Origin of the sequence: Actinomadura violacea, assembly GCF_017573465.1 — a bacterium.
GTDB classification, from domain to species: domain Bacteria; phylum Actinomycetota; class Actinomycetes; order Streptosporangiales; family Streptosporangiaceae; genus Spirillospora; species Spirillospora violacea.
Genome location: NZ_JAGEPF010000006.1, coordinates 152532 through 175999 on the forward strand (window position 1 = coordinate 152532; position 23468 = coordinate 175999).

The window sequence follows — 23468 nt, forward strand, 5'->3', positions numbered from 1 at the left end:
AGGGAGATCACGCGGGTGCCGGAACAGGGTGGCCCGAAGACGGCGGAGGCGCTCGGCGCCGGCGATCCGTCGCGGATCGGGCCGTACACGCTGCTCGGCGCGCTCGGCGAGGGCGGCATGGGACGCGTCTACCTGGCCAGGACGGCGGCGGGCCGGCGGGTCGCCGTCAAGACGATCCGGCCGGGGCTGGCGGCGGAGCCGCGGTTCCGGGAGCGGTTCCGCAGCGAGATCGCGGCGATGCGCCGGGTCGGCGGGTTCCACACCGCGCCCGTCGTCGACGCCGACCCCGACGCCGATCCGCCCTGGCTGGCGACCGCCTACATCCCCGGGCCGTCGCTGCAGGACGCGGTCGTCGCGCACGGCCCGCTGCCGGAGCCGTCGCTGCGCCTGCTGGGCGCCGGGCTGGCCGAGGCGCTGATGGAGATCCACCGGAACGGGCTCGTCCACCGCGACCTGAAGCCGTCCAACGTCCTGCTGCTGGAGGACGGCCCGCGCGTGATCGACTTCGGGATCGCCCGCGACCTCACGGGCACCTCCCTCACGGCGACCGGGGCCGTGCTGGGCACGCTCGGGTACCTCGCGCCCGAGCAGGCGCGGGGCGAGCAGGTGGGTCCCGCCGCCGACGTGTTCGCGCTCGGTGCGCTGCTTGCGTTCGCGGGCGGTGCGCAGGGCTTCGGGACGGGCCCGGCGGAGGCGATGCTCTACCGCGTCATCCATACCGAACCGGATCTGGACGGGCTCCCCGCGTCGCTGCGGCCGCTCGTCGCGGACTGCCTGGCCAAGGATCCGCGGCGGCGTCCCGAGGTCGGCGCGATCCTGCACCGCCTGACCGGCGAGGCCGGGGCGCCGGACCCCGGGACGGCGTGGCTGCCCGGCCCGACGCTCACCATGGTGCGCGAGTTCCCGACCACGCCGACCGCACCGGCGGCGCCGCCCGGGGCGAGCGGGCCGACCGGGCCGACCGGGGCGGGCGCGCCGGCGGCGTCGGGGAGCGTGCAGGTCCTCGACCTCGAGCGCGGCCGGGCGCCCGTCATCGTTCCGCTGGGCGGGCTGCTCGACGCCCGCGGCGGTGCCGTCGTCCTGCGCTACGCGAAACCCCGGCGCCCGCATTGGGGACTCGCGATGTTCATCGCCATGCTGGCAGCCTGCGGAATCCTCGTCGCGGCGGGCCACGAGGGTCTGATCGCCCTCGGGCTTCTCCTTTTCTCCTTCCCTTTTCTGGCCGCCTGGATCCAGGCCCGCCAGGCGTCGCCTCCCGACACCGTGCGCATCGACTCGGAAGGGATGTACGTGCTCAGGGGCGGTGCGTGGTATCTGATCCGCTGGCCGATGGTCAGGCGGGTCCGGCCGGTCTCCGGCAAGGGCGGCTTCGATCTGGAACTCGGCCTGAAATACGAGCTGCCGCTGATCATTCAGGTCATCCGCCGGTTCGGTGTCTCCGTCGACGGGCTGGGCACTCAGGCCGCGGTGCGGACCCTGCGGATCTGCCCTTATGGCCGGGACGGTTTCGACGCCCCCGAAATGCGCGCCGCCCTGCACCGCTTCGCGCCCGACGGCGTGCTGGACGCGACGATCTGAGCGAACGCGCAGGTCAACGGCGGCCGGACCGGTGGCGGCCCGGGGTGGTGCCGACGATGTCGGTGAAGGCCGCGATGAAGCTGCTCGGGTTCGCCCAGCCGCAGGCGTGCGCGACGCGGGTCGTGTCGTGGCCGTCCGCGAGCAGGACGAGTGCGTGCGAGATGCGGAGTTGCGTGCGCCATTCGTAGAAGGTCATGCCGAGTTCGTCGTGGAAGAGCCGGCTGAGGGTGCGGGCGCTCGCTCCGATCCTCTTCCCCAGGTCGGCCAATGGGGTGCTGTCTTCGGGATGGTCGTAGAGCATCTGGGCGACGGCCCGCAGGCGGTCGTCGCGCGGCTCCGGCAATTGCAGCGGCTGCTCGTGCGCTTCGCGCAGTTCGTCGATGAGGACGCGGCGGAGGCGGGCGCGGGCGGCGCGGTCGTATTCACGGTCGGAACGCTCGTAATTGTCCGGGCCCGTGAGGACGAGCAGGACCTCGCGTGCGAGGTCGGACACCAGATAGACGACGGGGCGGTCCGGTATGAGCCGGGCCAGGGACGCGGGCAGGAACACGATCCGCATGTCGGTGTCGCCGTGCGCGCGGTGGTAGTGCGAGAAACCGGCGGGGATCCAGGCGGCGCGGTTGGCCGGGACCACCGACGTCCCGCGGTCCGTGTGCACCGACAGGACGCCGCGCGCCGCGTACACCAGGTGCCCGCGCGGATGGGAATGCGCCGTGCTCGTCCCGCCGGACGGCCACAGATGGGCCCCGCCGGACGGCCACAGATGCGACGTCGAAGCTTGGCGGCCAACGGGCATAACTTGGCAGCCTACCGGTGGCAGGCCACCTCGCCTCCTGGCGACAGTGGACGCATGAGCGAACTGATGCGAGCAGCGGTCTGTGTGCGGGCGGGCGGCCCGGAAGTGCTGGAGATCCGTGAGCTGCCGGTGCCGGCGGTCCGGGACGGCTGGAGCCTGGTGCAGGTCAAGGGCACGGGCCTGAACCGGTCGGAACTGCGGACCCGGCAGGGGCATTCGCCGAACGTGGTGTTCCCGCGCGTGCTCGGGATCGAGTGCGTGGGGATCGTGGCGGCCTCGACCGACCCCGCCCTGCCCGAGGGGACGACCGTCGCGGCGATGATGGGCGAGATGGGCCGGGAATTCGACGGCGGCTACGCCGAGTACGCGTTGCTGCCGAACTCGCTGCTCATGCCGCTGTCGACCACGCTGCCCTGGGACGTCCTCGCCGCGCTCCCCGAGACGTACCTGACCGCGCAGGGTTCGCTGGACGCGCTGGGGATCGCGCCGGGCGACGGGGGACGGCTGCTGATCCGGGGCGGAACCTCGTCGGTCGGGATGGCCGCCGCGTCGATCGCCGCGGGCTACGGCCTCACGACCGCCGCCACGACCCGCCGGAAGGACAAGGCCGAAGCGCTGACCGCCGCCGGCGTCGACCACGTCCTCATCGACGACGGCGGGTCGCCGCTCGCGTCGAGCGTGCGCGAGATCTGGCCCGAAGGCCCGGACCACGTCCTCGACCTCGTCGGGGCGAGCACGGCGGCGGAGTCGCTGCGCCTGGTCCGCCGCGGCGGGACGGTGTGCGTTTCGGGCTCGCTCAGCGGCTGGCTGATCCCGGACTTCCAGCCGATCGCGATGATCCCGTCCGGGACCAGGCTCACGTCGTTCCACAGCGACGACTTCAAGGGCGGCGCGGGCGCGCCCGTGCTGCGGCGCGTCGTCCAGCAGGTCGAGGCGGGCGTCCACCGGCCCAACATCGACCGCGTCTTCCGCCTGGACGACGTCGCCGCGGCTCACGAGTACATGGAGCAGGACCGGGCGACCGGGAAGGTCGTCGCCCTGCCCTGACCTCCGGGTCAGTGGTCGGGGAGCCAGTCGCCGTGGAAGCCCGTCGGGACGCGGACGGGCAGGTGGACGACCGCGACGGGGTCGCCGGTGAAGTCCTGCGCGGAGATGATGACGAGGTCGCTGGCGCCGCGTTCGGTGTCGTAGGCGAGGGTCATCAGGTAGCCGTCGTCCTCGGCGGCGCCGGGCGCGGACGGGACGAAGACGGCCTCGCCGACCGAGGAGCCCGCGGAGAACGGCCGGATCTCGGTGCGGCCCGTCCGGTAGTCGCGCTTGAGGAGCCCGTCGCCGACGAGCTCGCCGACGGCCGGCCCCGAGGTGACGGTGTAGCCGTAGCGGTGCGGCAGGGACGTGAGCCGCTCGTCGACGCGCGGGAACTCCTGGGCGCGGTCGTCGAGGGTCTCCTGCGCGAGGGTCCCCGCGGCCGGGTCGATGGTCCACCGGTCCAGGACCGGCGGCTCGTTGCCCTCCAGACGGCCGTCCCGCAGGAAGCTCGGGAACTTCACCACGTCCAGCACGACGCGGTCGCCGTCGTCGTAGGCGTTCATGGTGTGGAAGACCCAGCACGGGTCGATGCCGATCCACTGCACGTCGGACGCGTCGCCGTTGCGCGGCAGCAGGCCGATCCGCGCCGGGTGCGCGTCGTTCCACGCGTAGGGGAGGGCGGCGCCCTCGGCGGCCAGCTCCATGGAGAAGGTGACGGGCAGGTCGTAGACGATGACGTACTTCTGGGTGAGGGCCAGGTCGTGCACCATCGGGCTGTCGGAGACCGGGATGTCCACCTCGCGCGTGACGAGCCCGGCGTCGTTCAGCACCGTGTACTGCAGGTGCTCCCAGCCGAAGTAGTAGGCGACGGCGTGGAGCTCGCCGGTGGCGGGGTCCTTCTTGGTGTGGGCGGAGTAGCCGCCCTTGAGGGTGCCGCCGAAGTCGCACGGCCCGAGGGTGCTGAGGTCGTGGGCGAGCTCGTAGGGGCGGAACCCGCCCTCGATCAGCGCGAACGTACGGCCCGCGTGGCCGATCACGTTCGTGTTCGGGGCGATGTCGAAGTCGTCCAGGGCCGGTCCCTCCGGCCACTGCTCCCCGAGTTCCGCGGCCACCCGCCGGGACCGCACCCAGCGGTTGCGGTACCACTCGGCGCGTCCGTCGCGCAGCCGCACGCCGTGGACCATGCCGTCGCCGATGAACCAGTGGTAGGACTCGGGGTCCTCGATGCCGAGCGGGTTCGGGCCGATCCGCAGGTAGCGGCCGTCGAGCCCGGCCGGGATGCGCCCGGTGACGGGCACGTCGTGGGCGGTGACCTCCTCGGTGACGGGGGCGTACGGGCCTTCCAGGAACGTGCTGGGCATCAGGGGCCTCGTCTCTCTCCGGTGGAAGGGATGGTGAACAGGCCTTTCCCCATGGCGAGCAGGGTGGCCTCGAAAATTTCGCCGTTGTCGCGGGGCAGGTGGCCGGCCATCTCAAGGCTGACCACGCCGTGGATGGCGGCCCAGAGCGACGCGGCGACGTGGCGCGGGGAGCCGCCGGACAGCAGCCCGGCGTCGGCGCAGGCCTTGATGGCGTCCTCCAGGATCGTGAAGGTCGCCGCGGCCCGCACCAGCGCCTCGTCGCTCGGCTGGAACCCGGGAATGGGCTCGCCGAACATCAGCCGGTAGTAGTTGCGTTCGGCCAGGGCGTGCTCACGGTAGGCGCGCCCCAGGTCGGCGAGGTAGGCGAGCGGGTCGGGCTGCTTGCGCACCGATTCGAGCCGCCGCCGGAACCGGTCGAAGGCCTCGACGTACAGCGCCTCGATCAGCCCCGCCTTGCCCTCGAACATCCGGTACAGGACGGTCGTGGAGCAGCCGACCTCCGCGGCGATCCGCCGCAGCGCCAGCGCCCCCGGCCCCTCGGCCGCCAGCAGCCGGCTCGCGGCGTCCAGCAGCGACGTGCGGATCGCCTCGTCTCCCTGCCGCTGGGCCAGCTCGTACGCGCTCGTTTCCATACCGTCCTCAGTAACAACGTTTTTCAGCGATAACACCGTTATTGCACGCGCCGGAGAACGCGTCAACCCCTTCAGGGAACCGGCGTCCGGACGGCCGAGGCCCGTCCGGACGCCCCCGCAGGTCAAGGCACCATGCGCGCCCAGATCCACTTACCGCCGCCCGGATCACGGGTCGCGCCGCAGCGCGCCGCAAGGGCCTGGACGATGTGCAGACCCCAGCCGCCGTTGTCGTCGAACGCCTCCTCGGACAGATCGAGGTCTTCGAGCGTGAGCCGCCGCAGCGGCTTCGCCCGGGGAACGCCGACGCCGGAATCCCAGACGGCGATGATGACCCCTTGCGCGTCCCGGCTGAGCTGAAAGCGGATCTCCTCGCCCGGCGTCTCGTGGGCCGCATTCGTGACGAGTTCGGAGACGACCAGAAGTGCATCGTCGAGAATATGAAAATAGTCCCATTTGCGCATCCAGGCGTCCGCCAGAGTGCGCGCGAGCCCCACCGTCGCCGACGTCCCGAGCAGGGGAATGATCAAATCCCCCGTCTCCGTCATCACCATCGTCCCCGTCCTCGCCTTGGTTTCCGTTTTCCTGTGGCAAGGATCACCGCGTCGACTTACGCTTTTCCTGTTATCGAAACAACGCCAAACAGGAGGACCGATGCCAGAGGTGCGCGCGCCCCTCAACCCCAAGATCGACCTGTGGCACTTCCTGGCCTTCTACCTGCGGTTCCTTCGCGAACGAGAGGGACTTTCGCTGACCCAGTGCGGCAAGATCATCGGAGTGGCGCGCTCGACTGTTTCGAACATCGAAGCCGGAAGGCAGCGTCCGCAGGAAGACCAGCTGGTCAAGCTCGACGAAAGATATGGCACTGGCACCCTTTTGCAGGTAATGCTCTGGTATGCCCGAAACGCCCATGACCCTGACTGGGGTCGGCAGTTGATCAGGTATGAGGAGCGCGCCGATGCGATCAGGCTCTACCACGGCAAGTCGATCCCCCGGCCTTTCCAGACCGAGGAGTACATGCGCGCTCTCGCCGTAGCAGGTAATCCTGAAGATACCGATAATGCCGTTGCTCGACGACTGGCCCGTCAACGCGCGCTACTTGAGCGTGAGAAGCCGCCGTTCTTGTGCATCATCTTGGATGAAGGTGTTCTCGGCTCCTGCGTCGGTGGGCGGGAGGTCATGATGGCGCAACTCACTCACCTCAGGGAGATGATGGGCCTCCCGCACGTCATTATCAGGTTCCTCCAGCCTTCAGCGGGTGCCCACGAGGGCTTTGACGGACCCTTTCAGATCATCAGCCTTGAAGGCCGCGACGTCGCGTACTCCGGTGCTCAGTACGGCGGACGGCTGATCGAGGACCCAGGCGAAGTTAGGGGTCTTTGGGCTACGTTTGATCGCATAGGCGCGAAGGCTCTTCCTGAAGACGCCTCTCGTGCCCTCGTCGAGCAGTATTTGGAGCAGTACACATGAGCGTGCAGTGGCGCAAGAGCACCCACAGCAGCGGCGTTAACGACGAGCACTGTGTTGAGCTGGGACGGCTCGGAGCGGGGGTCGGCGTCGGCGTTCGGGACTCCAAGGACCCGGACGGCGGGCACCTCACGCTCACCTCTACGCAGTTCACGGACCTCATCACTCGGATCAAGCAGGACGCATGAGCGTGCAGTGGCGTAAGAGCACCCACAGCGGCGGCGTTAACGACGAGCACTGCGTGCAGTTGGGGCGCCTAGACCAGGCCATCGGCGTCCGGGACTCAAAGGACCCGGACGGCGGGCACCTCTCCCTCACGTCGGCGCAGTTCGCGGACCTCATCGCTCGGATCAAGCAGGACGCATGACAGTCCACTGGCGCAAGAGCTCTCACAGCGGTACGGCGACCGATGAGGTCTGCGTGGAGTTGGGGCGCCTTGACCAGGGCATCGGCGTCCGGGACTCAAAGGACCCGGACGGCGGCTACCTCACCTCACGTCTGCGCAGTTCGTTGACCTCATCGCTCAGATTAGGCAGGACGCATGACTGTCGAATGGCGTAGGAGTTCGTACAGCGGCGGAGCCAACGACAACCAGTGCGTTGAGCTGGGACGGCTTGCGCCGGGGGCCGGCATTGGGGTTCGGGACTCCAAGGACCCGGACGGCGGTCATCTCGCGCTCACCTCTGCGCAGTTCACGAACCTCATCGCCCGGATCAAGCAGGACGCATGACCGTCCACTGGCGTAGGAGCCTGTTCGGCGCCAAGTTCGCGCTGGCGGTCGAGCGGGGGCTGCTCGGAGACGATATCGGGCTCGGCGGCCGGTCGAAGTCAGCGCGGCGGTCGCGCATGCCACCTCGGCCGAGAGCCGGCGCCACCGCGCCGTCGTCTGCCCAGCCGGCCTGATCGAGAACTGGCTGCAGTTTTCTTCAACCGTTCCGCCGAGGGCGGACACGTGGTGCGTCGGCTTACCGCCGCTGCCGCACCCCAGCCACCGCTGAGCTCGTGGAGGAGAACGGCGCGCCGCCGGACCCCCGTGGCCGCCTGGTTGAAGTCCTGGAGGCCCCTTCACAACGTGATCCACGGGATACAGCCGGAGAGAAAAGCGATCGCTTCGCCGATGCCGGGGTGAAACGGTTGCCGCATGCCTCAACCGATCTTGCACACCGAGCGTCTGCTGCTGGTGCCCCTGGCCGATCGGCATCTCGACCTGGAGGTCCACCTCGACTGCGACCTCGAGGTGCTGCGTTATCTCGACGCGAGGACGCCGACCAGGGACGAGGTGGTCGCAACTCACCAGCGGCGGATGGCCGCGGCAGGCAAGGTGGACGGGCTGGGCTTCTGGATGGCCCACCTCTCCGATGGAGGAGAGGAAGGTGAGTTCGTCGGCCTCATGATGCTGCCGCCTGCGCACGGTCCCGATCAGCCCGACGATCCCACCGTCTGCGATCTGGGGTACCGGCTCGTCCGCCGGTACTGGCGGCAGGGCCTGGCCAGTGAAGCGTCCCGCGCCCTTCTGCGGCACGCCTTCGACACGGTCGGGCAGAGCCGTGTCATCGCGCAGACCATGGCCGCCAACGCCGGATCCATAGGAGTGATGCGGGCCATCGGCATGCGGTACGTGCGCACGTACCACCCGCAGTTCGACGATCCGCTGCCGGACGCGCACCTCGGCGAGGTCGAGTACGAGATGACCCGCAACATGTGGGAGGAGATGCGCTGAGGCGGCACACGGCCTCGGATCCCGCTCCGGCACGAAGACGAATACTCCCGCGCCCCTGAGGGCCCGGGATCTTGCTGGCGCAAGCGACACCTCAAGATCGACTCAATGTGGGTTCTGTGCTCATGCGGGCTGGCGGCCCTTGTAGGCAGTGCTGCGGCCCCCGCCGTGACCGGCTACGGGTGCCGAGGTGGAATGGTCAACACGGCGGCTGAGGGATCCACCTCGGGAACATGGGACAGGACTGGGAGGTCGGCATCGGGCAGGCCGTTGAGTGCCTGTTCCCGAACCTGAACTGTCCGCCTGAGCGGTGGGTCAGCGGCTGGGCTGGGGATATTCAGTGGTGTGGGCAGGGCCGCGCACCAGCCCGCTCACCGCGTCCCGCGCCCGAGGCATGCGCCATCGCCCACTCACTCGTCCAAGGCGCGACACCTTCGCCCATGCAAGCACCGACAGCGCGATCCCATCCAGCTCAACCTTCTCACCGGCCGGCCGTCGACCACTCGCCGACAGCCGGTCCAGAGAGATCAGCGCTGGTTACGTTGACACACCCAACTGGCGCAGGAAGCCGCGGTTGTCGGTGCGCACCCATTCTTCGATGAGGCGGCCCTGGTCGTCGAACCGGAAGATGTTGATCAGGTCGAACACGACGCGTTCGCCGTTGGGCGGCAGCGGGCCGACCGGCGACTGGGTGAACTCGCGGACGAAGGTGCCCTCGATCCAGGTCTGGCAGGCCATGTGGTCGCCCTCGGCGACCACGATGCCGCGCCGGATCGACCGGTCGTCGAAGGCTGCGCGCACCGCCGCGAAATAGGCGTCAAGGCCGGCGAAATCGGATTCGAAGCCGTCGGGGCCGTGGAAGCGGAAGCTGTCGGTGTCGAAGTAGGTCGCGGCCTCGGCCGGGTCCTCGCCCGATACCTCCAGCTCACCGGCACGGACCAGGCGCGCCACCAGCTCATCTCGAGTGAATCGCTTTGTCATGGCTTCAGCGTGCCTCCATTCGGGCATGCCGTCCAACGATGCTTTCGCACTCATTCCATGAGCTGAACGCATGGTAGGTTCCGGGAATGGCCGAGTTCACCCTCACCGGTCTGCGCATCGTCCACCAGGTGGCCACCGCCGGATCGTTCACTCGGGCCGCCGAGATCCTCGGCTACACCCAGTCGGCCGTCTCGCGCCAGATCGCGGCGATGGAGGCCGCGGCCGAGGCGCCGCTGTTCGACCGCAGCCGCCGCGGCGTGGCCCTCACCCCCGCGGGTCAGGTGCTCGTCCGCCGCGCGGCCGAGGTCCTCGCGGGCCTGGCGGCGACCGAACTGGAGCTCGCCGGCCTTCGCGACCGGCTCGCGGGCCGTCTGACGATCGGCGCCTACCCCACCGCCGCCATGGCACTGGTTCCGCGAGCGATCGCGCAGGTGACATCCGGTCATCCGGGGCTCGCCGTGGTCCTGGACGAGGCCGCAACGCCCGCCCTGCTCCGGCGGCTGCGGGCCGGCCGCCTGGACGTGGCGGTCATCGGGGTCGGCCAAGGCCTGCCCGACTACGACCTGAGTGATCTGCGGCAGACCACCGTGCTCCGAGGCGACCTGCTGATCGCCGTCCCCGACGCCCATCGGTTCGCCGACCACACCGCCATCACGGTGCCGGACCTGGCACAAGAACACTGGATCACCGGGGACGGCGCGGCCGGCGAGCCGCAATTCGGTGCCTGGCCCACCCTGCCGGACCCGCACATCGCCCACACCTCCCGCAACTGGTCGACACGCCTCGGCCTGGTCGCGGCCGGCCTCGGAATCACCGTCATCCCCCTCCAGGCCCGCCCCGCCCTACCGGCCGGCGTACGAGCCGTAGCCGTCACCGACAGCCACTGGACAGGCCGCGCCACCCTCGCCGTGACCCGACCACACCCGTCCGCGCAAGCACAAGCGATGGTCACGGCCCTGCAAGACCAAGCCGACGACCTCCACAACGCCTAAGAGTTCGTACACCGGCGGAGCCAACGACAACCAGTGCGTTGAGCTTGGGTGGCTTGGGCCGGGGGCGGCATTGGGGGCGGACGTGTGCAGGGCGGGCTTGAGGCGGGGTCTTTAGTCCTCCTCGGCTGTCACCTCGGGCGTGGTCGGGGTGCTGTCCTGGCCTGGCCATGTTTCCGGGGGGTCGCCGAAGGCGCGGCGGCTGGCTTTGACGGCCAGGGCGGCTATGGCGGCGTTGGCGCCGCCGCCGATGACGGCGCCGATGCCGAACGGTGCCACGCGGCCGAGGACGATGACGCCCTGCTTCGTCCCGTACTTCGTGATGAAGTGCCTGCCCAGGACCTTGTTGATCTGGCGCAGCGCGTCGGCGGGCACCTTGGCGACGACCTGCTTCGCCCAGTGCTTCCCCGTGACCTCGGCGGCTTTGGAGATGGTGCCGGAGCCGGACCCGCCGAGCAGGATCCCCATGACGATCGTCCGGCGGCGTTCCAGCTCGTCGATGGGGACTCCGTGGACTTCGGCCACCGAAAGCGCGAAGAGGACGCTCAGCTCCAGCGATGAGAACGTCTCGCCCGCCGTCAGCGCCAGGGCGACTCCCGTGCCGACGCCGGGTGCGGCCGCGGTTCCTCCGACCGCGGCGCCCGACCCGGTCAGGGCGCTGACCTACATCCGCTCCAGACTCCGGATGACCTGCGCCGGCGACGCCTCGGGGTTCCGCTGGCGGGCCCGGGCGATGTTCTTGCGCACCAGCGGGCTCTGCAGGTCGATCGCCTTGTCCAGGAGGTCGAGGACTCGCTGCCCGCGCCCGGCAGGCTCCGGAACCGGTTCGGCGAGCGCATCTGTCGTCATGCCTGGAACTCCTCAGATCGTCACCCGGCGGCGGGGGGCTCTTACTCAAGCAGCCGAGTGGATCTTGCACCAGGCGAACCAGGCCGGCGGAAAGGCCGAAGGCGGCCAGCCGGGGTCGCGTTGAGTTGCGGCGTGTCGGCCTTAAACGGCCGCGTTTAAGGCCGACACGCCGCAAGTCAACGAGGTGGGGTCAGCCTTCGATGCGGTGTTGGGTCCAGAAGGACGTCAGGTCGGTGGTGGTGGCCGCCTGGGCGGCCTTCTTGAACTCGGCGGTGGTGGAGATGCCGTACCAGTGGCTCTTGGCGTAGGTCTTGAGGAGGTTCGCCATGGCGGAGTCACCGATCACGCGCTGCAGGTCGTGCAGGGCGCACTTGCCGTAGTCGTAGACGACGGTGGAGTAGCGGGACGAGTGCGCGTCCCAGTACGCCATCGAGTTGGTGATCTTCTCGTCGGACGACGCCCACGACACGCTGTTCCAGCAGCCCGCGCCGCTGATGCCGCGGTACAGGTCGGTGGAGTAGTCGGCGAACGCCTCGTCCAGCCAGGGGTGGTTGTACTCGTCGTCGCCGACGATCCCGTACCACCACTGGTGGGCCAGTTCATGGGGGAGGGCGACGTTGCTGACCAGGTCGAGGACGAAGCCCGGGTACTCCATTCCGCCGAACCAGAAGTTGTTGTCGAGGATCGCGTCGACCTCGCCGTACGGGTAGGCGCCGAAGCGGCCGGAGTGGGCGTCGATCGCGTCGGTGGCGAGCGACAGCATCTGCTGGGCGCTGGACTGGCTGATGCCGCTCACCCAGTACATGTTCACCTTGACGCCGTTCGGCGAGGTGGCGGAGAGCTTGGAGAACGGCCCGGCGCCCCACGCGAACTCGCGGACGTGCGCCGCGGTCGCCGTGGTGACCGTCCGGCCGGACGAGCCGGGCGTGTCCACGGACGTGCCCGTCGCGGGGACGGCCAGGGAACTGGGGTGGTCGAGCGTCACCTTGTAGTCGCTCGCCAGCCCGTAGAACGACTCGCCGTTGTTGGTGTACGGGTCGAGGTGCCAGCCGTCGCCGTCGTGGACGGCGAGGACGGGCAGCGCGTTGCCGAGGAAGTTGTACGCCCCGTCGCGCCCGAACCGGTCGGCGCCGGACGGGACGGCGATGCCGAGGTCGAACGCGACGGTGGCGCTCTGGCCCTGCGGCAGCGGGTTCGGCAGCGTCACCTTCATCGCGGTGCAGCCGACCGAGAGCGCGGACGCGGTCCCGCCCGTCACGTTGGTGACGCTGATGGGGGTGCTGGACGGGCAGCTGCCGTGGGCGTTGTCCCACAGCCGCAGGTAGACCTCCGACAGCGGCGCGGAGTCGGTGTTGGTGAACGCGACCGACTCGTGGCCCTGCCAGTTCGCGCCGGACGAGTCGCTGGTGAGGTTGACGGTGTAGGACTGCGAGTCGGGGGTGCGGGTGCCGTTGCCCGTGGGCGGGGGCGTGGTGCCGCCGCCGGAGACGTCGAGGGCGACGTCGTCCAGGACGAAGCTGGTCTGCGCGCCGGAGTCCTCCGTCCCGGTGAAGGAGAGCGTGACGGTCTTGCCCGCGTAGGCGGACGCGTCGAAGCTCTTCTGGACGTAGCCGGAGTTCGCGTCGAGGTTGGAGTAGGTGGCGACGGTGTCGCCGCCCATCTTCACGGTGAGCTTGTCGTAGGCGGTGCCGGGCGACTCGTCGGTGTCGACATGCAGGTAGAACGACAGGGTCGCCTTGCAGCCGGCGGGCAGCGTCACCGACTGGGACGCGGTGTCGGTGTGGGACGAGCCGTAGCCGTCCAGCCAGGCGAAGTGCGTGCCGGAGTGGGCGCTCTCGCCGCTGCCGTTCGCGGACACGACGCCGGACGAGGTCGTCCACGGCGACGTGCCGCTCTCGAAGCCGCCGTTCGAGACGACCTGTGCGGACGAGCAGTCGGTGAGGGTGCGGGCCGGAGGCGCCGCCTGCGCGGGCGGGGCCGCGTGTGCGGGCGGGGCCGCGTGCGCGGGCGCGACCGCCGCGGCGAGGCCGGCCGCCGCGGTCGCCACGGCGGTGGCGGCGGCCAGGAGTCTGCTGGTCATGGTGCTCCTTGCTGACGACTGTCGCCGGCCCCCGGGGGCGGGGACCGGCGACAGAGCGGGGTTGTCGGGGCGTCAGCCGGCGGTCACGGCCACGTCGTCAAGGACGAAGCTGGTCTGGAGGTAGGCGTCCTCCGTGCCGGAGAAGGAGAGCGTCACGGTCTTGCCCGCGTAGGCGGACAGGTCGACGCTCTTCTGCGCGTAGCCCGAGTTGGCGTTGACGTTGGAGTAGGACGCGACGGTGGTGCCGTTGGCCTTGACGGTGAACTTGTCGTAGGCCGTGCCGGGCGCCTCGTCGGTGTCGATGTGCAGGTAGTAGGTCAGGGTGGCCTTGCAGTTCGCCGGGATCGTCACCGACTGCGTCGCCGAGTCGGTGTGGGACTGGCCGTAGCCGTCGAACCAGGCGAAGTGGGTGCCCGAGTGCGCGCTCTCGCCGCTGCCGTTGGCCGACACGACCCCGGACGAGGTCGTCCACGGCGTGGTGCCGCTCTCGAAGCCGCCGTTGGACACCTTGTCGCCGGGCGCGGTGCAGCCGCCGCCACCGGGCGGGTTGACCGTCCAGTTGAAGGTGGCCGTGCCGGTCTGGCCGGAGGTGTTCTTGGCGGTGACCGTGACGGTGCTGGTGCCCGCCGTGGTCGGGGTGCCGGAGACCACGCCGCTGCTCGCGTTGATCGACAGCCCGGCCGGCAGCCCGGTCGCGCTGTAGCTCAGCGTCTGCCCGTTCGGGTCACTGGCCTTGATCTGCACGTTCACCGCCTGGCCGACGGTGCTCGTCTGGTCGCCGGGGCTGGTGACGGACGGGCCGCCGCCCTGGCCGGGGCAGGTGCCCGGGACGGGGTCGGAGCCGGTGACGCTGACCGCCGCCCACGCCGCGTTGATCGTGTTGTACTCGGTGCAGTGCGTGCCGTACAGGTCGGCCGCGGCCTTCAGCGAGTCGGTCCGCGCCTGCGCGTAGTTCTCGTTGCTGTTGGCGTAGGACGCGAGCGCCTTGTACCAGATCTTGGCGGCCTTGTCGTTGCCGATGCCCGTGACCGTGGAGTTGTTGCAGGTCGGGCTGTTGCCGTACCCGTGGTCCCCGCTGCCGACGGCGGCGAGGAAGAACCAGTGGGTGAGCGGGCCGAGCGAGTAGTGCGGGTCCAGGCTGCCGTTGTTGCTGTCGTAGCAGTTGGGCGAGTTGCCGTCGAGCGACGGGTTGTACATCCAGCGCAGCGGCTGGTTGTCGCCGTTGATGTTGATGAGCTCGCCCATGGTGTAGTCGGGCGTGTCGACCGGGTTGTTGGCGTAGAACTCCACCATCGTCCCGAAGATGTCGCTGGTGCCCTCGTTCATCCCACCGGTCTCGCCGTTCTCCTCCCAGCCGGTGAGGGCGCCGCTGACGCCGTGGCTCATCTCGTGGCCGGCGACGTCGATCTCGACCAGCGGCCGGGCGTTGTTCTCGCCGTCGCCGTAGGTCATCTGCGTGCCGTCCCAGAACGCGTTCACGTAGGCGTTGCCGTAGTGGGTGCGCGAGGGGACGCCGCGTCCGTCGCCGAAGATGCCGCTGCGGCCCTGGACGTTCTTGTAGTAGTCGTACGTCATCGCGGCGCCGTAGTGGGCGTCGACGCCGGCGGACGCGGGGTCGCTGTTGGAGCCGTTGCCGAACGTCCCGGTGGTGTTGCTGAAGGTGGTGCCGGTGCCGGACGTGGCGTGGTTGAGGTTGGTGGTGTAGCCGTTGCCGTGGGACGGGTCCTTCATCGTCCACGTGCTGCCGGACTGGGTGAGGTCGAGGTTGACGGTGCCGACGTAGATGCCGTGGCCGGACCCGGTGGTGAAAGCGGTCTTCGGGGCGGCGGGAGCGGCGGGGGCGGCGGCGTGGACGCCGGCGGGAGCGATGGTGTCGATCTCGTCGCTGCTCTGCACGACCTTGCCCTTGCGGGCGTCGACCATGACGTGCAGCTTGCTGGGCGTCTGGTCGGCCTTGACGCCGGACACGACGGTCTCCCAGACCAGCGTGGCGGAGCGGCCTTCCATCTTGATCGCCAGCTTGGGCGCGGAGACCGACGACACCGTGCCCTTGAGCTGCTTGCGGGCGAGGGCGGCGGCGTCGCGGGAGCCGATGGCGGGGGTGGTGCGGATCGCGCCGGAGGTGTCGGACGCGGTCTCCAGCGTCCGGTAGGAGCCGTTGGGCTTGAGGTGGACGATGAGGTCGCCGCCGTAGACGGGGAGCCCCTTGTAGGTCCGGTCGAAGCGGACGTCGGCCGCGCCGTCGTGGCTGACGGCGACCGTCCGGACCTTGAAGGACTGCCCGCTCGCGCGGTGCGCGCGGGTGCCGTGGGCGTCGAGGGCCTTCTGCGCGTTCTTGATGGCCTTCTTGCGCGTGGACGGCGCGGGGTTGAGCGTGAAGTCGGCCTTGGTGAAGGCGTTCGGGCCGGCGGGCTGGGTCTTGGCCTTGGGCGTGGGCCGCGGGGTCGCCGCGGCCTGCGGTGCGACCGCGACGCCGGTGAGGGCGATCAGCGCGGCCGCCGACGAGGCGATCGCGATGGTCCGTTGGGACATGGGGGTGGTCGTCCTTTCACCACTGAAGCGGGTATCCCGTGGTGACGGGGGTGGACGTCCGGATGCCGCGGCATCCGCTCCCTTCACTGCGTTTCGTGATAAGTGGGGCATCACGGACAAGCGCGAGTCTGTGGATTATTGAGGGTTTGCAGAAGCCTCACGGCGAACGCATAGGGATATCCCTATGCCGCCGGGCGAGCCGCATGGACGAGCCCGAAAGGAACAGAGAATCCCCAGGTCAGCGGCCGGACACCGCGACCCGCGCGACGTCCACCCGGGAGCGGACGCCCAGCTTGCGGAACGTCCGGGTGAGGGCCGCCTCGACGGTCTTCACGCTGAGGAAGAGCCGGGACGCGATCTCCCGGTTGGTCGCGCCCTCGGCGACCAGGACGGCCACCTCGCGCTCGATGTCGGTCAGCACGTCCAGGGGGTGGGCGCCCGCGGGCCGGCGGGCGGATTCGCGGCGGTCGGGCCTGCCGTGCTCCGGGGCGGTGTGCTCGTGCCTGCTGTGTTCGAGGGCGCGCAGCTCGTCCTGGACCCGCTCCAGCCAAGGCCGCGCCTGCGCCCGGGCGAAGATGGTGCGGGCGCGCAGCAGGTCGGCCCGTCCCGTCTCCGCGTCGCCCGTGCGCGCGCGCAGCGACCCCAGCTCCAGCCAGGCCCGGCCCTCCTCCAGCCGGTAGGGGAGCGCCTGCGACTGCTCCACCGCGCGGACGAGCCCGTCCAGCGCGGCGCCGTAGTCGCCCTCAGCCGCGCGCACCAGCGCGGACGAACGCTCCAGCACCGCCAGCACGCTGCGCCGCCCGAGCCGCGCCGCCTGCGCCCTCGCCTCGGCCACCACCTCCGCCGCGTCCTTGGTGCGCCCGACGCCGACGAGGGCCTCGGCGAGGTCGGCGTGCCAGCGCCGCACCGCCGGGTCGCCGAGCCCCTGCGACGTCTCCATCAGCCGGACCCGCTCCAGGATCCGCGCCGCCGCGGCGGCGTCGCCGAGCCGCAGCCGCACGTGCGCCTCCGCGTGCAGCGCGCGCGGCAGGAACAGCAGGTCGCCGTCGCTCTCGCTGTGCTGGAGCGCGTGCTCCGCCGCGGCCAGCGCCCGTTCGAGGTCGCCGCCCGCCGCCTCCGCGAGCGCCAGCGCGTACCACGACGGCCCCTGGCTCAGCCCGGAGTCCTCGGCGAGGTCGAGGCTCTGGCGGGCCAGCGTCAGCGCCTGCGGGCAGCGGCCCCGGTGGATCTCCACCTGGCTCATGCAGGACTGGCTCAGGCACAGGCTCTCGGCCACGCCGCGCTGGCGGACGCCGTAGATCAGCGTCCGCAGCTCGTTGCGGGCCTCCTGCAGCCGGTCGTGCAGCAGGTGGTGCCGGTGCTTGAGGAAGACCGGCCCGTTGTGGTGCCACATCACGGGCGGCTCCTGCGGGTCGGCGAGCGCGCGGCGCAGCGTCTGCTCGCCCTCGGGACGGCCCAGGAAGAACTCGATGTTCGCCTGCTTGGTCAGCGCCAGCAGCTCCGTCGCCCGGTCACCGGCGACGGCGGCCAGCTCGGCGGACCGGCGCGCGTGCTCCAGCGCGGCCTCCGCCGACCCCAGCACCATCCACGCCCGCCAGCTCAGCCGGTAGTGCAGCGGCGCGAGCAGCTCCGGCTCGCCCCGCGCGTCCTCCATCGCGCGCGGGAACACCTCCTCCACCTCGGCGAGCGCCTGGCCGGAGGAGTCCATCACCGCCATCCAGGCGCGCACCCGGTCCCGCGGCGGCGCGGTCGTCTCCAGCACCAGGTGCGCCAGCCGCCGCGCCAGCGGGTAGTCGCCCGCGGCGACCGCGTCCTCCGCCGCGCGCAGCCGCCGCCCGGCCTCGGCGTCCCGCTCGGACTCGGGCGTGTGGTCGGCGGCCAGCTCGCCGAGGTGCGCGGCGGTGGACAGGCCGCCGCGGCGGCGCGCCACGGCCGCGGCGTCCTCCAGCGTCCCGGCGATCCGCCGGTCCCGTCCCGACGTCAGCTTCGCCAGGTGCAGGGCCCGCTCCACCGGGTCCCGGACGGCCTGCGACAGCGCCGCGTGCGCCGCCTTGCGCTCGGCGGCCTCCGCCTCGGCGTAGATGACGGCCGACAGCAGCGGATGGGTGAACCGGATCTGCCCGCCGGCGTCCACGTCCACGATGCCCTGCCGCTCGGCCTCGGCGAGGTCCGCGCCGCCCGCCCGGCGCAGCAGCTCGACCGACGGGCGGCTCGCCGCGCTCGCCATCAGCAGCGCCTCGCGGGTCGCGCGGGGCAGCGCGCTCACCCGCTTGTGGATCAGCACCGACAGGCTCTGCGGGATCGGCAGCGCGCGGCCGTCCTCCAGCGCGCCGCTCTCCGCCGCGCTGCGCGCCAGCTCCACGGCGAAGAACGGGTTCCCGCCGCTCACCCGGTGGATGCGGGCCAGCTGCGAGCGCGGCCAGGACCGGCCGAACCGGTCCGCCAGCAGCGCCGCGAGCTCCGCCGCCGACATCGGCGGCACCTTCACCGTCAGCACCGGCTTCGGGCACAGCCCCGCCGCGTCCCGCCACTGCCCGGCCGGCCCGCGCGGGTCGCCGAACGACGCCCGGACGGAGGCGACCATCCGCAGCGGCGGGACGAGCCGCCCGGCCCGCCGCGCGACGAACGCCAGCAGCTCGCCGGTCGGCTGGTCCAGCCACTGCGCGTCGTCGACCAGGACGAGCCCGGGCCGGTCGGCGCACAGCGTCCGCAGCGTGTGCAGCACCCCGAGCCGCAGGCACAGCAGGTCCCGCTCGCCGATCGGGACGTCGTGCAGCAGCAGCGCGGAGCGCAGCGCGCGCCGCTCCGGCTCGGGCAGCCGCTCGACGACCTCGTCGGCGCCCTGCGCGAGCAGGTCGATGAGGCCGAGGAACGGCAGGTGCCGCTCGGTCTCGGCGGGGCAGCACGCGAACACCCGGTGCCCGGCCGCGGCGTACTCGTCGGCGAGCGTCGACACGAGCGTGGACTTGCCGATCCCGGTGGGGCCGACGAGCAGCGCGCCGCCGCCCCCGGCGAGGTGCCCGCGCACGTCGGCCAGCACGCTCGCCCGGCTCGGCGCCGGAGCGCCGCGGACGCGGCGCAGCCGTTCCCCGTCTGTTCCCGGAGGACGCGCAGGTGGGACGATGCCCATCGCGTCACCGCCGGTCGGCCGGATCGCATGCCTCATCGCGTGGCCTCCGCACCGCCTGGGTCGGCGTGTGAACCCGTCGCGGACGGTAACCCGCCCCGCAACGGCAGTCAAGATCCCGGTGGCGGCCCGCCGCGGCCGCCCCCGCCGACCTCCCCGAACGCCCCGGGCCGCGACCATGACCTCAAGTCAATACGTCCATATGTAAGAACAAAGTATTGACTGACCCCCGCGCTGCGGATACAACTGTGCCCCAAGCCACATGCAGATGACGAGAAGGTGAACAGAGGGTGAACACCCGCTGAACACCACGTGACGCGTCATCCCCTCGACCGGGCCATTGGAGGCACACCATGCGGGTCGGACTGTTGGGCGCGGGACGGATCGGGGCATGGCACGCCCGGTTCCTGAGCGGTCATCCGCTGGTGGCGGAGCTGGTGATCGGCGACGCCGACGCCCGCCGCGCCGAGGCCCTCGCCGGCCCGCTCGGCGCCCGCGCCGCCGATCCGGACGCGGTCCTCGCCGCCGGCCTGGACGCGGTGCTCATCGCGACGCCCACCGCCACCCACGCCGACCTGCTCGTCCGGGCCTGCGAGGCGGGCGTCCCGGTGTTCTGCGAGAAGCCCGTCGCCCCCGACCTGCGCACGACCCTGGAGGTGCGCGACCGCGCCGCCAAGACCGGCGTGCCCGTCCACATCGGCTTCCAGCGCCGCTTCGACGCCGGGTACGCCGCCGCCCGCCAGGCGGTGCTGGACGGCCGGCTCGGCGACCTGCACCGCGTCCACCTCGTCACCGCCGACCCGGCGCCGCCGCCCGCCGAGTACGTCGCCTCGTCCGGCGGGATCTTCCGGGACTGCCACATCCACGACTTCGACATCCTGCGCTGGGTGACCGGCCGCGAGGTCGCGTCGGTGACGGCGGTGGGCGCCAACCGCGGCGACGGCTACTTCGCGGACGCGCGGGACGTCGACACCAGCGCGGCCGTCATGGTGCTGGACGACGGCACCATCGCGACGATGCAGGGCTCGCGCTACAACGGCGCCGGCTACGACGTGCGGATGGAGCTGTCCGGCACCGCCGGGACGTGGGTGGTCGGGCTGGACGAGCGGGCGGCGCTGCGGTCGGCCGAGCCGGGCGTCGACTGGCCGTCCGGGGACGCGTGGACCAACTTCTGGGACCGGTTCGAGCCCGCCTACGCGAGCGAGATTGGAACGTTCCTAGACGTGGCGCGCGGGCACGCCGACAGCCCCTGCACCATCGACGAGGCCCTCGAGGCGCTGCTCGTCGCCGAGGCCGCCACGCTCTCCCTGCACGAGGAACGCCAGGTCAGGCCGGCGGAACTGCGATGATCTGGGCCATCGCGTTCGGCGCCGTCGCCCTCGCCTTCGTCTGGGTCACCGGCGTCAACGACGGCGCCGCCCTCCTCGGGCTGAGCGGCCGCTACCCCCGCTCGCCCGCCCCGCTGCTGATGCTGCTCGTGCTGGCGCCGCTGGTGCTCGTCCCGCAGCTGGTCGGGACCGCCGTCGCGCGGACCTTCACCGAGCGGCTCGCCGACCTCGGCGACCGGCACGGCGCGGTCGCGTTCCTGCTCGGCGTGACCGTCGCGCTCGGCGTCGTCGGGCTGCTGTCCCGCAGGGGGCTGCCGACCAGCCTCACCCTCGCCGTCCTCGGCGGCATCGGCGGCGCCTGCCTCGGCCTCGGCCTGCACGTCTCCTGGGCCGGCCTCGCCACCGTGCTGCTCATCGGCGCGGCGGCGCCGCTCGTCGGATCCGCCGTCGGCTACGGCCTCGGGCTCGCGTCGCGCCGCGTCCCCTCGTTCGCCGGCATGCCGCGCGCCGTCCGCACCGCCCACGTCGTCGCCTACGGCGCCCAGTGCGCCGCCTACGCCGCCAACGACGGGCAGAAGATGCTCGCCGTCGTCGGCGTCGCCCGCCAGGTCGTGGCGGCGCGGCGGCTCGGCGCCGTCGGGCCCGTCCAGCCCGCCCCGCTGATGCTGCTGCTGATCGCCGTCGTGTTCTGCGCCGGGGCGCTCAGCGCCGTGCACCGCGTCGGCGAGCGGCTCGGACGCGGCCTCGTGCTCGCCCGCCCGCTGCACGTCGTGTCCACCGAGGCGGCGGCCGCGGCGTCGGTCACCGCCAGCTCGCTCGCCGGCGCGCCGGTCAGCATGACCCAGTCCGTCACCGCCGGGGTCGTCGGCGTCGCCGCCAGCGAGGGCGCGTCCCGGGTGCGCTGGCAGCACGTCCTCGGCATCGGCGCCGCCTGGCTGTTCACGCTGCCGCTGGCGTTCGCCGCCGGCGCGGCCGGCGGCCTCGCCGCGAGGGCGCTGTGAGCGCCGCGGTGCGGCCCGCGCGCCGCTTCCGGCTCGTCTGGGACGACCTGCGCGGCCGGTCCGGGAACCGGGTGATCGACCAGGTCGGACGGCAGCTCCGCGCCGTCCGCGACGGCGCCGGGCTGGCCCGCGAGATGGCCGCCGGACGCACCTGCCCGGCCGACGCCCGCGCCCGGATGGCCGAGATCGAGCACGCCGGCGACGCCGAGCGCGCCGCGCTCGCCGCGCTGCTGCGCGACGTGCTGGCCACCCCCATCGACCGGGAGGACCTCTACCGGCTGTCCCGGTCCATCGACGACGTCCTGGACAACCTCCGCGACTTCGTCCGGGAGGCCGACCTGTTCGGCCCGCCCGACCTCGGCTTCACCCTCGCACCGCTGGACGCCGTCCTCGACGGGCTGACCGCCCTCGACGGCGCCGTCCGGAAGGTCCTCGCCGAGCCCGCCGCCGTCACCCTCGCGGCGCTGGGCGCGCGCAAGGCCCGCAACCGGGTCCGGGAGGCCAGGCAGGCCGAGCTGGCCCGCCTGTTCGCCGGACCTCCCGGCACCGACGTCCTGCGCTGCCGGGAGCTGCTCGCCCGGCTGGACGCGGTCGGCCGCCGCCTCGGCGAGGCGGCGGACGCGCTGTCCGACGCGATGCTCAAGAGAAGTCACTGATGCCGACGCAGTCGAGCTGGGGGCGTGGGGGGTCGTCCCCTCTCGAACGGCGCTGACCCCGCGCCACGCAGAAGAGCCGCAGGTCGGGGGCCCGCGGATGCACACCGAGGAGAGAGCCCACATGATCCGCACCATTCCCGCCGGCCGCCGCGCCAGGGCCGGCACCGCGGCCGCCGCCGCCGTCGCCACCGCGCTGCTGAGCGCCTGCGCGCCGTCCACCAGCGGCCAGGCCGGCGGCGAGGGAACGCCGCTGCCGTCGGTCACCGTGCAGGACGCCGCGTCGTTCGATCTGGACGACCTCGTCGCCGCCGCCAAGAAGGAGGGCAGCGTGCTCGCCTACGACGGCAGCGGCGACGTCAAGGACATGGCCGCGGCGTTCACCAAGAAGTACGGCATCAAGGCCGAGGGCGTGAAGTCCAAGGCCGCCGACACCGCCGAGAAGATGACCCGCGAGTCGCAGGCCAAGAACGTCACGATCGACGTGAACCTGTTCGAGGACGGCCCGATGCTCGTCGGGCAGCTCCTCCCGCAGAAGATCGTCCAGACCTGGATCCCGCCGGACCTCGCGCCGCACATCAGCGAGGCGAACCGCAACCCGCTGATGATGATCTCCAAGGCGTACGTGTTCGTCTACAACTCCAAGCTCAGCCCGCAGGGCTGCCCGGTGAAGAACATCTGGGACCTCACCGACCCCAAGTGGAAGGGCAAGGTGATGCTGCAGGACCCGCTGGGCAAGGAGGTCTTCACCCAGTGGTTCACGCAGATGGCCGCGCAGAGCGGCGACAAGCTCGGCGCAGCCTACGAGCAGCTCGGCAAGGGCAAGCTCAAGCTGTCCGAGGACGACCCCGCGCACGAGTGGGTGAAGCGGTTCGCGCAGAACTCCCCGGTCCTCACCACCGAGGACGAGGACGTCGCCGCCGGGGTCGCCGCCCCCAACCAGACGCAGCAGCGCATCGGCCTGTTCTCCATCGCCAAGTTCCGCGACGTGGAGGAGAAGGGCTACCAGATGAAGGTCTGCGAGGGCATGAACCCGTGGGCCGGGTTCGCCTACCCGAAGTTCGCCACCATCGCGACCGGCTCCAAGCACCCGAACGCCGCCAAGCTCTTCGTGCACTTCGCCATGGAGAAGGAGGGCTTCGACCTGGAGGCCCATGCGGGCGGCGTGTCCGGTAACGACGCGGTCGGCGTCAGCAGGAACAACCCGCCCGGGCTGACCGACTGGAACAACCAGCTGTACCGGTTCTCGTCGAGCCAGCTGATCGCCGACTTCCGCGCCCGCCAGGACATCAAGGACTTCTGGCGGCTCAACCACCACTGACGCCCTCCGGCGGGTCACCAGTGGGTGGCC

General features: G+C 71.5%; 23 protein-coding genes. 13 read left to right on the plus strand and 10 right to left on the minus strand.

Annotated features, from left to right (window positions below; translation table 11 throughout):
* The first annotated feature begins 15 nt into the window (after positions 1-15).
* Positions 16-1578: a serine/threonine-protein kinase gene (locus J4709_RS10485; protein WP_307801134.1), complete on the plus strand. Its 1563-nt coding sequence runs from the start codon at positions 16-18 to the stop codon at positions 1576-1578.
* Between the two features lie 13 nt (positions 1579-1591).
* Here J4709_RS10485 and J4709_RS10490 read toward each other — a convergent pair whose 3' ends face one another.
* Positions 1592-2374: an AraC family transcriptional regulator gene (locus J4709_RS10490; RefSeq protein ID WP_208239591.1), complete on the minus strand. Its 783-nt coding sequence runs from the start codon at positions 2372-2374 to the stop codon at positions 1592-1594.
* Between the two features lie 54 nt (positions 2375-2428).
* Between J4709_RS10490 and J4709_RS10495 the strand changes: the two genes are divergently transcribed.
* Entirely contained in the window at positions 2429-3421 is a 993-nt protein-coding gene (locus tag J4709_RS10495; RefSeq protein ID WP_208239593.1) for a zinc-binding dehydrogenase, read from the plus strand.
* 8 nt (positions 3422-3429) lie between these two features.
* Here J4709_RS10495 and J4709_RS10500 read toward each other — a convergent pair whose 3' ends face one another.
* The 3 genes from J4709_RS10500 to J4709_RS10510 form a co-directional block, all read right to left on the minus strand.
* Positions 3430-4764 carry a carotenoid oxygenase family protein gene (locus J4709_RS10500; RefSeq protein ID WP_208239595.1) on the minus strand — a complete coding sequence of 445 codons (1335 nt, stop codon included), beginning with the start codon at positions 4762-4764 and terminating at the stop codon, positions 3430-3432.
* Positions 4764-5396 (minus strand): TetR/AcrR family transcriptional regulator, encoded by a 633-nt coding sequence (locus tag J4709_RS10505; RefSeq protein ID WP_208239597.1) that lies wholly within the window; start codon positions 5394-5396, stop codon positions 4764-4766. The genes J4709_RS10500 and J4709_RS10505 overlap by 1 nt, the downstream gene beginning before the upstream one ends.
* A gap of 122 nt (positions 5397-5518) precedes the next feature.
* Positions 5519-5947, minus strand: coding sequence for an ATP-binding protein (locus J4709_RS10510; RefSeq protein WP_208239599.1), 429 nt, complete (start codon positions 5945-5947; stop codon positions 5519-5521).
* A gap of 100 nt (positions 5948-6047) precedes the next feature.
* On the opposite strand from J4709_RS10510, the gene J4709_RS10515 reads away from it, so the two are divergent.
* The 6 genes from J4709_RS10515 (at position 6048) to J4709_RS10540 (ending at position 8580) form a co-directional block, all read left to right on the plus strand.
* Positions 6048-6863, plus strand: a complete 816-nt coding sequence (locus J4709_RS10515; protein WP_208239601.1) for a helix-turn-helix domain-containing protein — start codon at positions 6048-6050, stop codon at positions 6861-6863.
* Positions 6860-7048 carry a DUF397 domain-containing protein gene (locus J4709_RS10520; protein WP_208239602.1) on the plus strand — a complete coding sequence of 63 codons (189 nt, stop codon included), beginning with the start codon at positions 6860-6862 and terminating at the stop codon, positions 7046-7048. The genes J4709_RS10515 and J4709_RS10520 overlap by 4 nt, the downstream gene beginning before the upstream one ends.
* On the plus strand, positions 7045-7227 hold the full coding sequence (locus tag J4709_RS10525; RefSeq protein WP_208239604.1) for a DUF397 domain-containing protein: 183 nt from the start codon (positions 7045-7047) through the stop codon (positions 7225-7227). The genes J4709_RS10520 and J4709_RS10525 overlap by 4 nt, the downstream gene beginning before the upstream one ends.
* Positions 7224-7421 carry a DUF397 domain-containing protein gene (locus J4709_RS10530; protein ID WP_208239606.1) on the plus strand — a complete coding sequence of 66 codons (198 nt, stop codon included), beginning with the start codon at positions 7224-7226 and terminating at the stop codon, positions 7419-7421. The genes J4709_RS10525 and J4709_RS10530 overlap by 4 nt, the downstream gene beginning before the upstream one ends.
* A complete protein-coding gene (locus tag J4709_RS10535; protein ID WP_208239607.1) occupies positions 7402-7590 on the plus strand; it encodes a DUF397 domain-containing protein in 189 nt (62 codons plus the stop codon). Before J4709_RS10530 ends, J4709_RS10535 begins: the two co-directional genes overlap by 20 nt.
* 411 nt (positions 7591-8001) lie before the next feature.
* Positions 8002-8580 (plus strand): GNAT family N-acetyltransferase, encoded by a 579-nt coding sequence (locus tag J4709_RS10540; protein ID WP_208239608.1) that lies wholly within the window; start codon positions 8002-8004, stop codon positions 8578-8580.
* A gap of 534 nt (positions 8581-9114) precedes the next feature.
* Here the strand turns inward: J4709_RS10540 and J4709_RS10545 are convergent.
* Positions 9115-9528 carry an ester cyclase gene (locus J4709_RS10545; RefSeq protein WP_208239609.1) on the minus strand — a complete coding sequence of 138 codons (414 nt, stop codon included), beginning with the start codon at positions 9526-9528 and terminating at the stop codon, positions 9115-9117.
* A 116-nt stretch (positions 9529-9644) separates the two neighbouring features.
* Here J4709_RS10545 and J4709_RS10550 point away from each other — a divergent pair, with 116 nt between their 5' ends.
* On the plus strand, positions 9645-10550 hold the full coding sequence (locus J4709_RS10550; RefSeq protein ID WP_208239610.1) for a LysR family transcriptional regulator: 906 nt from the start codon (positions 9645-9647) through the stop codon (positions 10548-10550).
* 111 nt (positions 10551-10661) lie between these two features.
* Here the strand turns inward: J4709_RS10550 and J4709_RS10555 are convergent, their stop codons facing one another.
* The 5 genes from J4709_RS10555 to J4709_RS10575 all read right to left on the minus strand — a co-directional run bounded on the left by J4709_RS10555 (position 10662) and on the right by J4709_RS10575 (position 19174).
* Entirely contained in the window at positions 10662-11072 is a 411-nt protein-coding gene (locus J4709_RS10555) for a hypothetical protein (protein ID WP_208239611.1), read from the minus strand.
* Between the two features lie 138 nt (positions 11073-11210).
* A complete protein-coding gene (locus J4709_RS10560; protein ID WP_208239612.1) occupies positions 11211-11396 on the minus strand; it encodes a hypothetical protein in 186 nt (61 codons plus the stop codon).
* Positions 11397-11586: 190 nt separating this feature from the next.
* Complete coding sequence (locus tag J4709_RS10565; protein ID WP_208239614.1) at positions 11587-13476, minus strand: M1 family metallopeptidase; 1890 nt, start codon at positions 13474-13476, stop codon at positions 11587-11589.
* Between the two features lie 72 nt (positions 13477-13548).
* On the minus strand, positions 13549-16008 hold the full coding sequence (locus J4709_RS10570) for a M4 family metallopeptidase (RefSeq protein ID WP_208239615.1): 2460 nt from the start codon (positions 16006-16008) through the stop codon (positions 13549-13551).
* Between the two features lie 238 nt (positions 16009-16246).
* Complete coding sequence (locus tag J4709_RS10575) at positions 16247-19174, minus strand: AAA family ATPase (RefSeq protein ID WP_208239617.1); 2928 nt, start codon at positions 19172-19174, stop codon at positions 16247-16249.
* 314 nt (positions 19175-19488) lie between these two features.
* Between J4709_RS10575 and J4709_RS10580 the strand changes: the two genes are divergently transcribed.
* The 4 genes from J4709_RS10580 (at position 19489) to J4709_RS10595 (ending at position 23438) form a co-directional block, all read left to right on the plus strand.
* A complete protein-coding gene (locus tag J4709_RS10580) occupies positions 19489-20484 on the plus strand; it encodes a Gfo/Idh/MocA family protein (RefSeq protein ID WP_208239619.1) in 996 nt (331 codons plus the stop codon).
* Positions 20481-21464: an inorganic phosphate transporter gene (locus J4709_RS10585; protein WP_208239621.1), complete on the plus strand. Its 984-nt coding sequence runs from the start codon at positions 20481-20483 to the stop codon at positions 21462-21464. Before J4709_RS10580 ends, J4709_RS10585 begins: the two co-directional genes overlap by 4 nt.
* Positions 21461-22120 (plus strand): DUF47 domain-containing protein, encoded by a 660-nt coding sequence (locus tag J4709_RS10590; RefSeq protein ID WP_208239623.1) that lies wholly within the window; start codon positions 21461-21463, stop codon positions 22118-22120. Before J4709_RS10585 ends, J4709_RS10590 begins: the two co-directional genes overlap by 4 nt.
* Before the next feature lie 121 nt (positions 22121-22241).
* Entirely contained in the window at positions 22242-23438 is a 1197-nt protein-coding gene (locus tag J4709_RS10595) for an ABC transporter substrate-binding protein (protein ID WP_208239625.1), read from the plus strand.
* The last annotated feature ends 30 nt before the right edge of the window (positions 23439-23468 follow it).

Excerpts from the sequence above, each read along its gene's own strand:
- J4709_RS10535 (WP_208239607.1), top strand. The coding sequence starts at position 7,402 with ATGACTGTCGAATGGCGTAGGAGTTCGTACAGCGGCGGAGCCAACGAC.
- J4709_RS10490 (WP_208239591.1), bottom strand. The coding sequence starts at position 2,374 with ATGCCCGTTGGCCGCCAAGCTTCGACGTCGCATCTGTGGCCGTCCGGC.
- J4709_RS10515 (WP_208239601.1), top strand. The coding sequence starts at position 6,048 with ATGCCAGAGGTGCGCGCGCCCCTCAACCCCAAGATCGACCTGTGGCAC.
- J4709_RS10495 (WP_208239593.1), top strand. The coding sequence starts at position 2,429 with ATGAGCGAACTGATGCGAGCAGCGGTCTGTGTGCGGGCGGGCGGCCCG.
- J4709_RS10505 (WP_208239597.1), bottom strand. The coding sequence starts at position 5,396 with ATGGAAACGAGCGCGTACGAGCTGGCCCAGCGGCAGGGAGACGAGGCG.
- J4709_RS10510 (WP_208239599.1), bottom strand. The coding sequence starts at position 5,947 with ATGGTGATGACGGAGACGGGGGATTTGATCATTCCCCTGCTCGGGACG.
- J4709_RS10565 (WP_208239614.1), bottom strand. The coding sequence starts at position 13,476 with ATGACCAGCAGACTCCTGGCCGCCGCCACCGCCGTGGCGACCGCGGCG.
- J4709_RS10525 (WP_208239604.1), top strand. The coding sequence starts at position 7,045 with ATGAGCGTGCAGTGGCGTAAGAGCACCCACAGCGGCGGCGTTAACGAC.
- J4709_RS10570 (WP_208239615.1), bottom strand. The coding sequence starts at position 16,008 with ATGTCCCAACGGACCATCGCGATCGCCTCGTCGGCGGCCGCGCTGATC.
- J4709_RS10560 (WP_208239612.1), bottom strand. The coding sequence starts at position 11,396 with ATGACGACAGATGCGCTCGCCGAACCGGTTCCGGAGCCTGCCGGGCGC.
- J4709_RS10520 (WP_208239602.1), top strand. The coding sequence starts at position 6,860 with ATGAGCGTGCAGTGGCGCAAGAGCACCCACAGCAGCGGCGTTAACGAC.
- J4709_RS10530 (WP_208239606.1), top strand. The coding sequence starts at position 7,224 with ATGACAGTCCACTGGCGCAAGAGCTCTCACAGCGGTACGGCGACCGAT.
- J4709_RS10550 (WP_208239610.1), top strand. The coding sequence starts at position 9,645 with ATGGCCGAGTTCACCCTCACCGGTCTGCGCATCGTCCACCAGGTGGCC.
- J4709_RS10585 (WP_208239621.1), top strand. The coding sequence starts at position 20,481 with ATGATCTGGGCCATCGCGTTCGGCGCCGTCGCCCTCGCCTTCGTCTGG.
- J4709_RS10540 (WP_208239608.1), top strand. The coding sequence starts at position 8,002 with ATGCCTCAACCGATCTTGCACACCGAGCGTCTGCTGCTGGTGCCCCTG.
- J4709_RS10575 (WP_208239617.1), bottom strand. The coding sequence starts at position 19,174 with ATGAGGCATGCGATCCGGCCGACCGGCGGTGACGCGATGGGCATCGTC.
- J4709_RS10500 (WP_208239595.1), bottom strand. The coding sequence starts at position 4,764 with ATGCCCAGCACGTTCCTGGAAGGCCCGTACGCCCCCGTCACCGAGGAG.
- J4709_RS10595 (WP_208239625.1), top strand. The coding sequence starts at position 22,242 with ATGATCCGCACCATTCCCGCCGGCCGCCGCGCCAGGGCCGGCACCGCG.
- J4709_RS10580 (WP_208239619.1), top strand. The coding sequence starts at position 19,489 with ATGCGGGTCGGACTGTTGGGCGCGGGACGGATCGGGGCATGGCACGCC.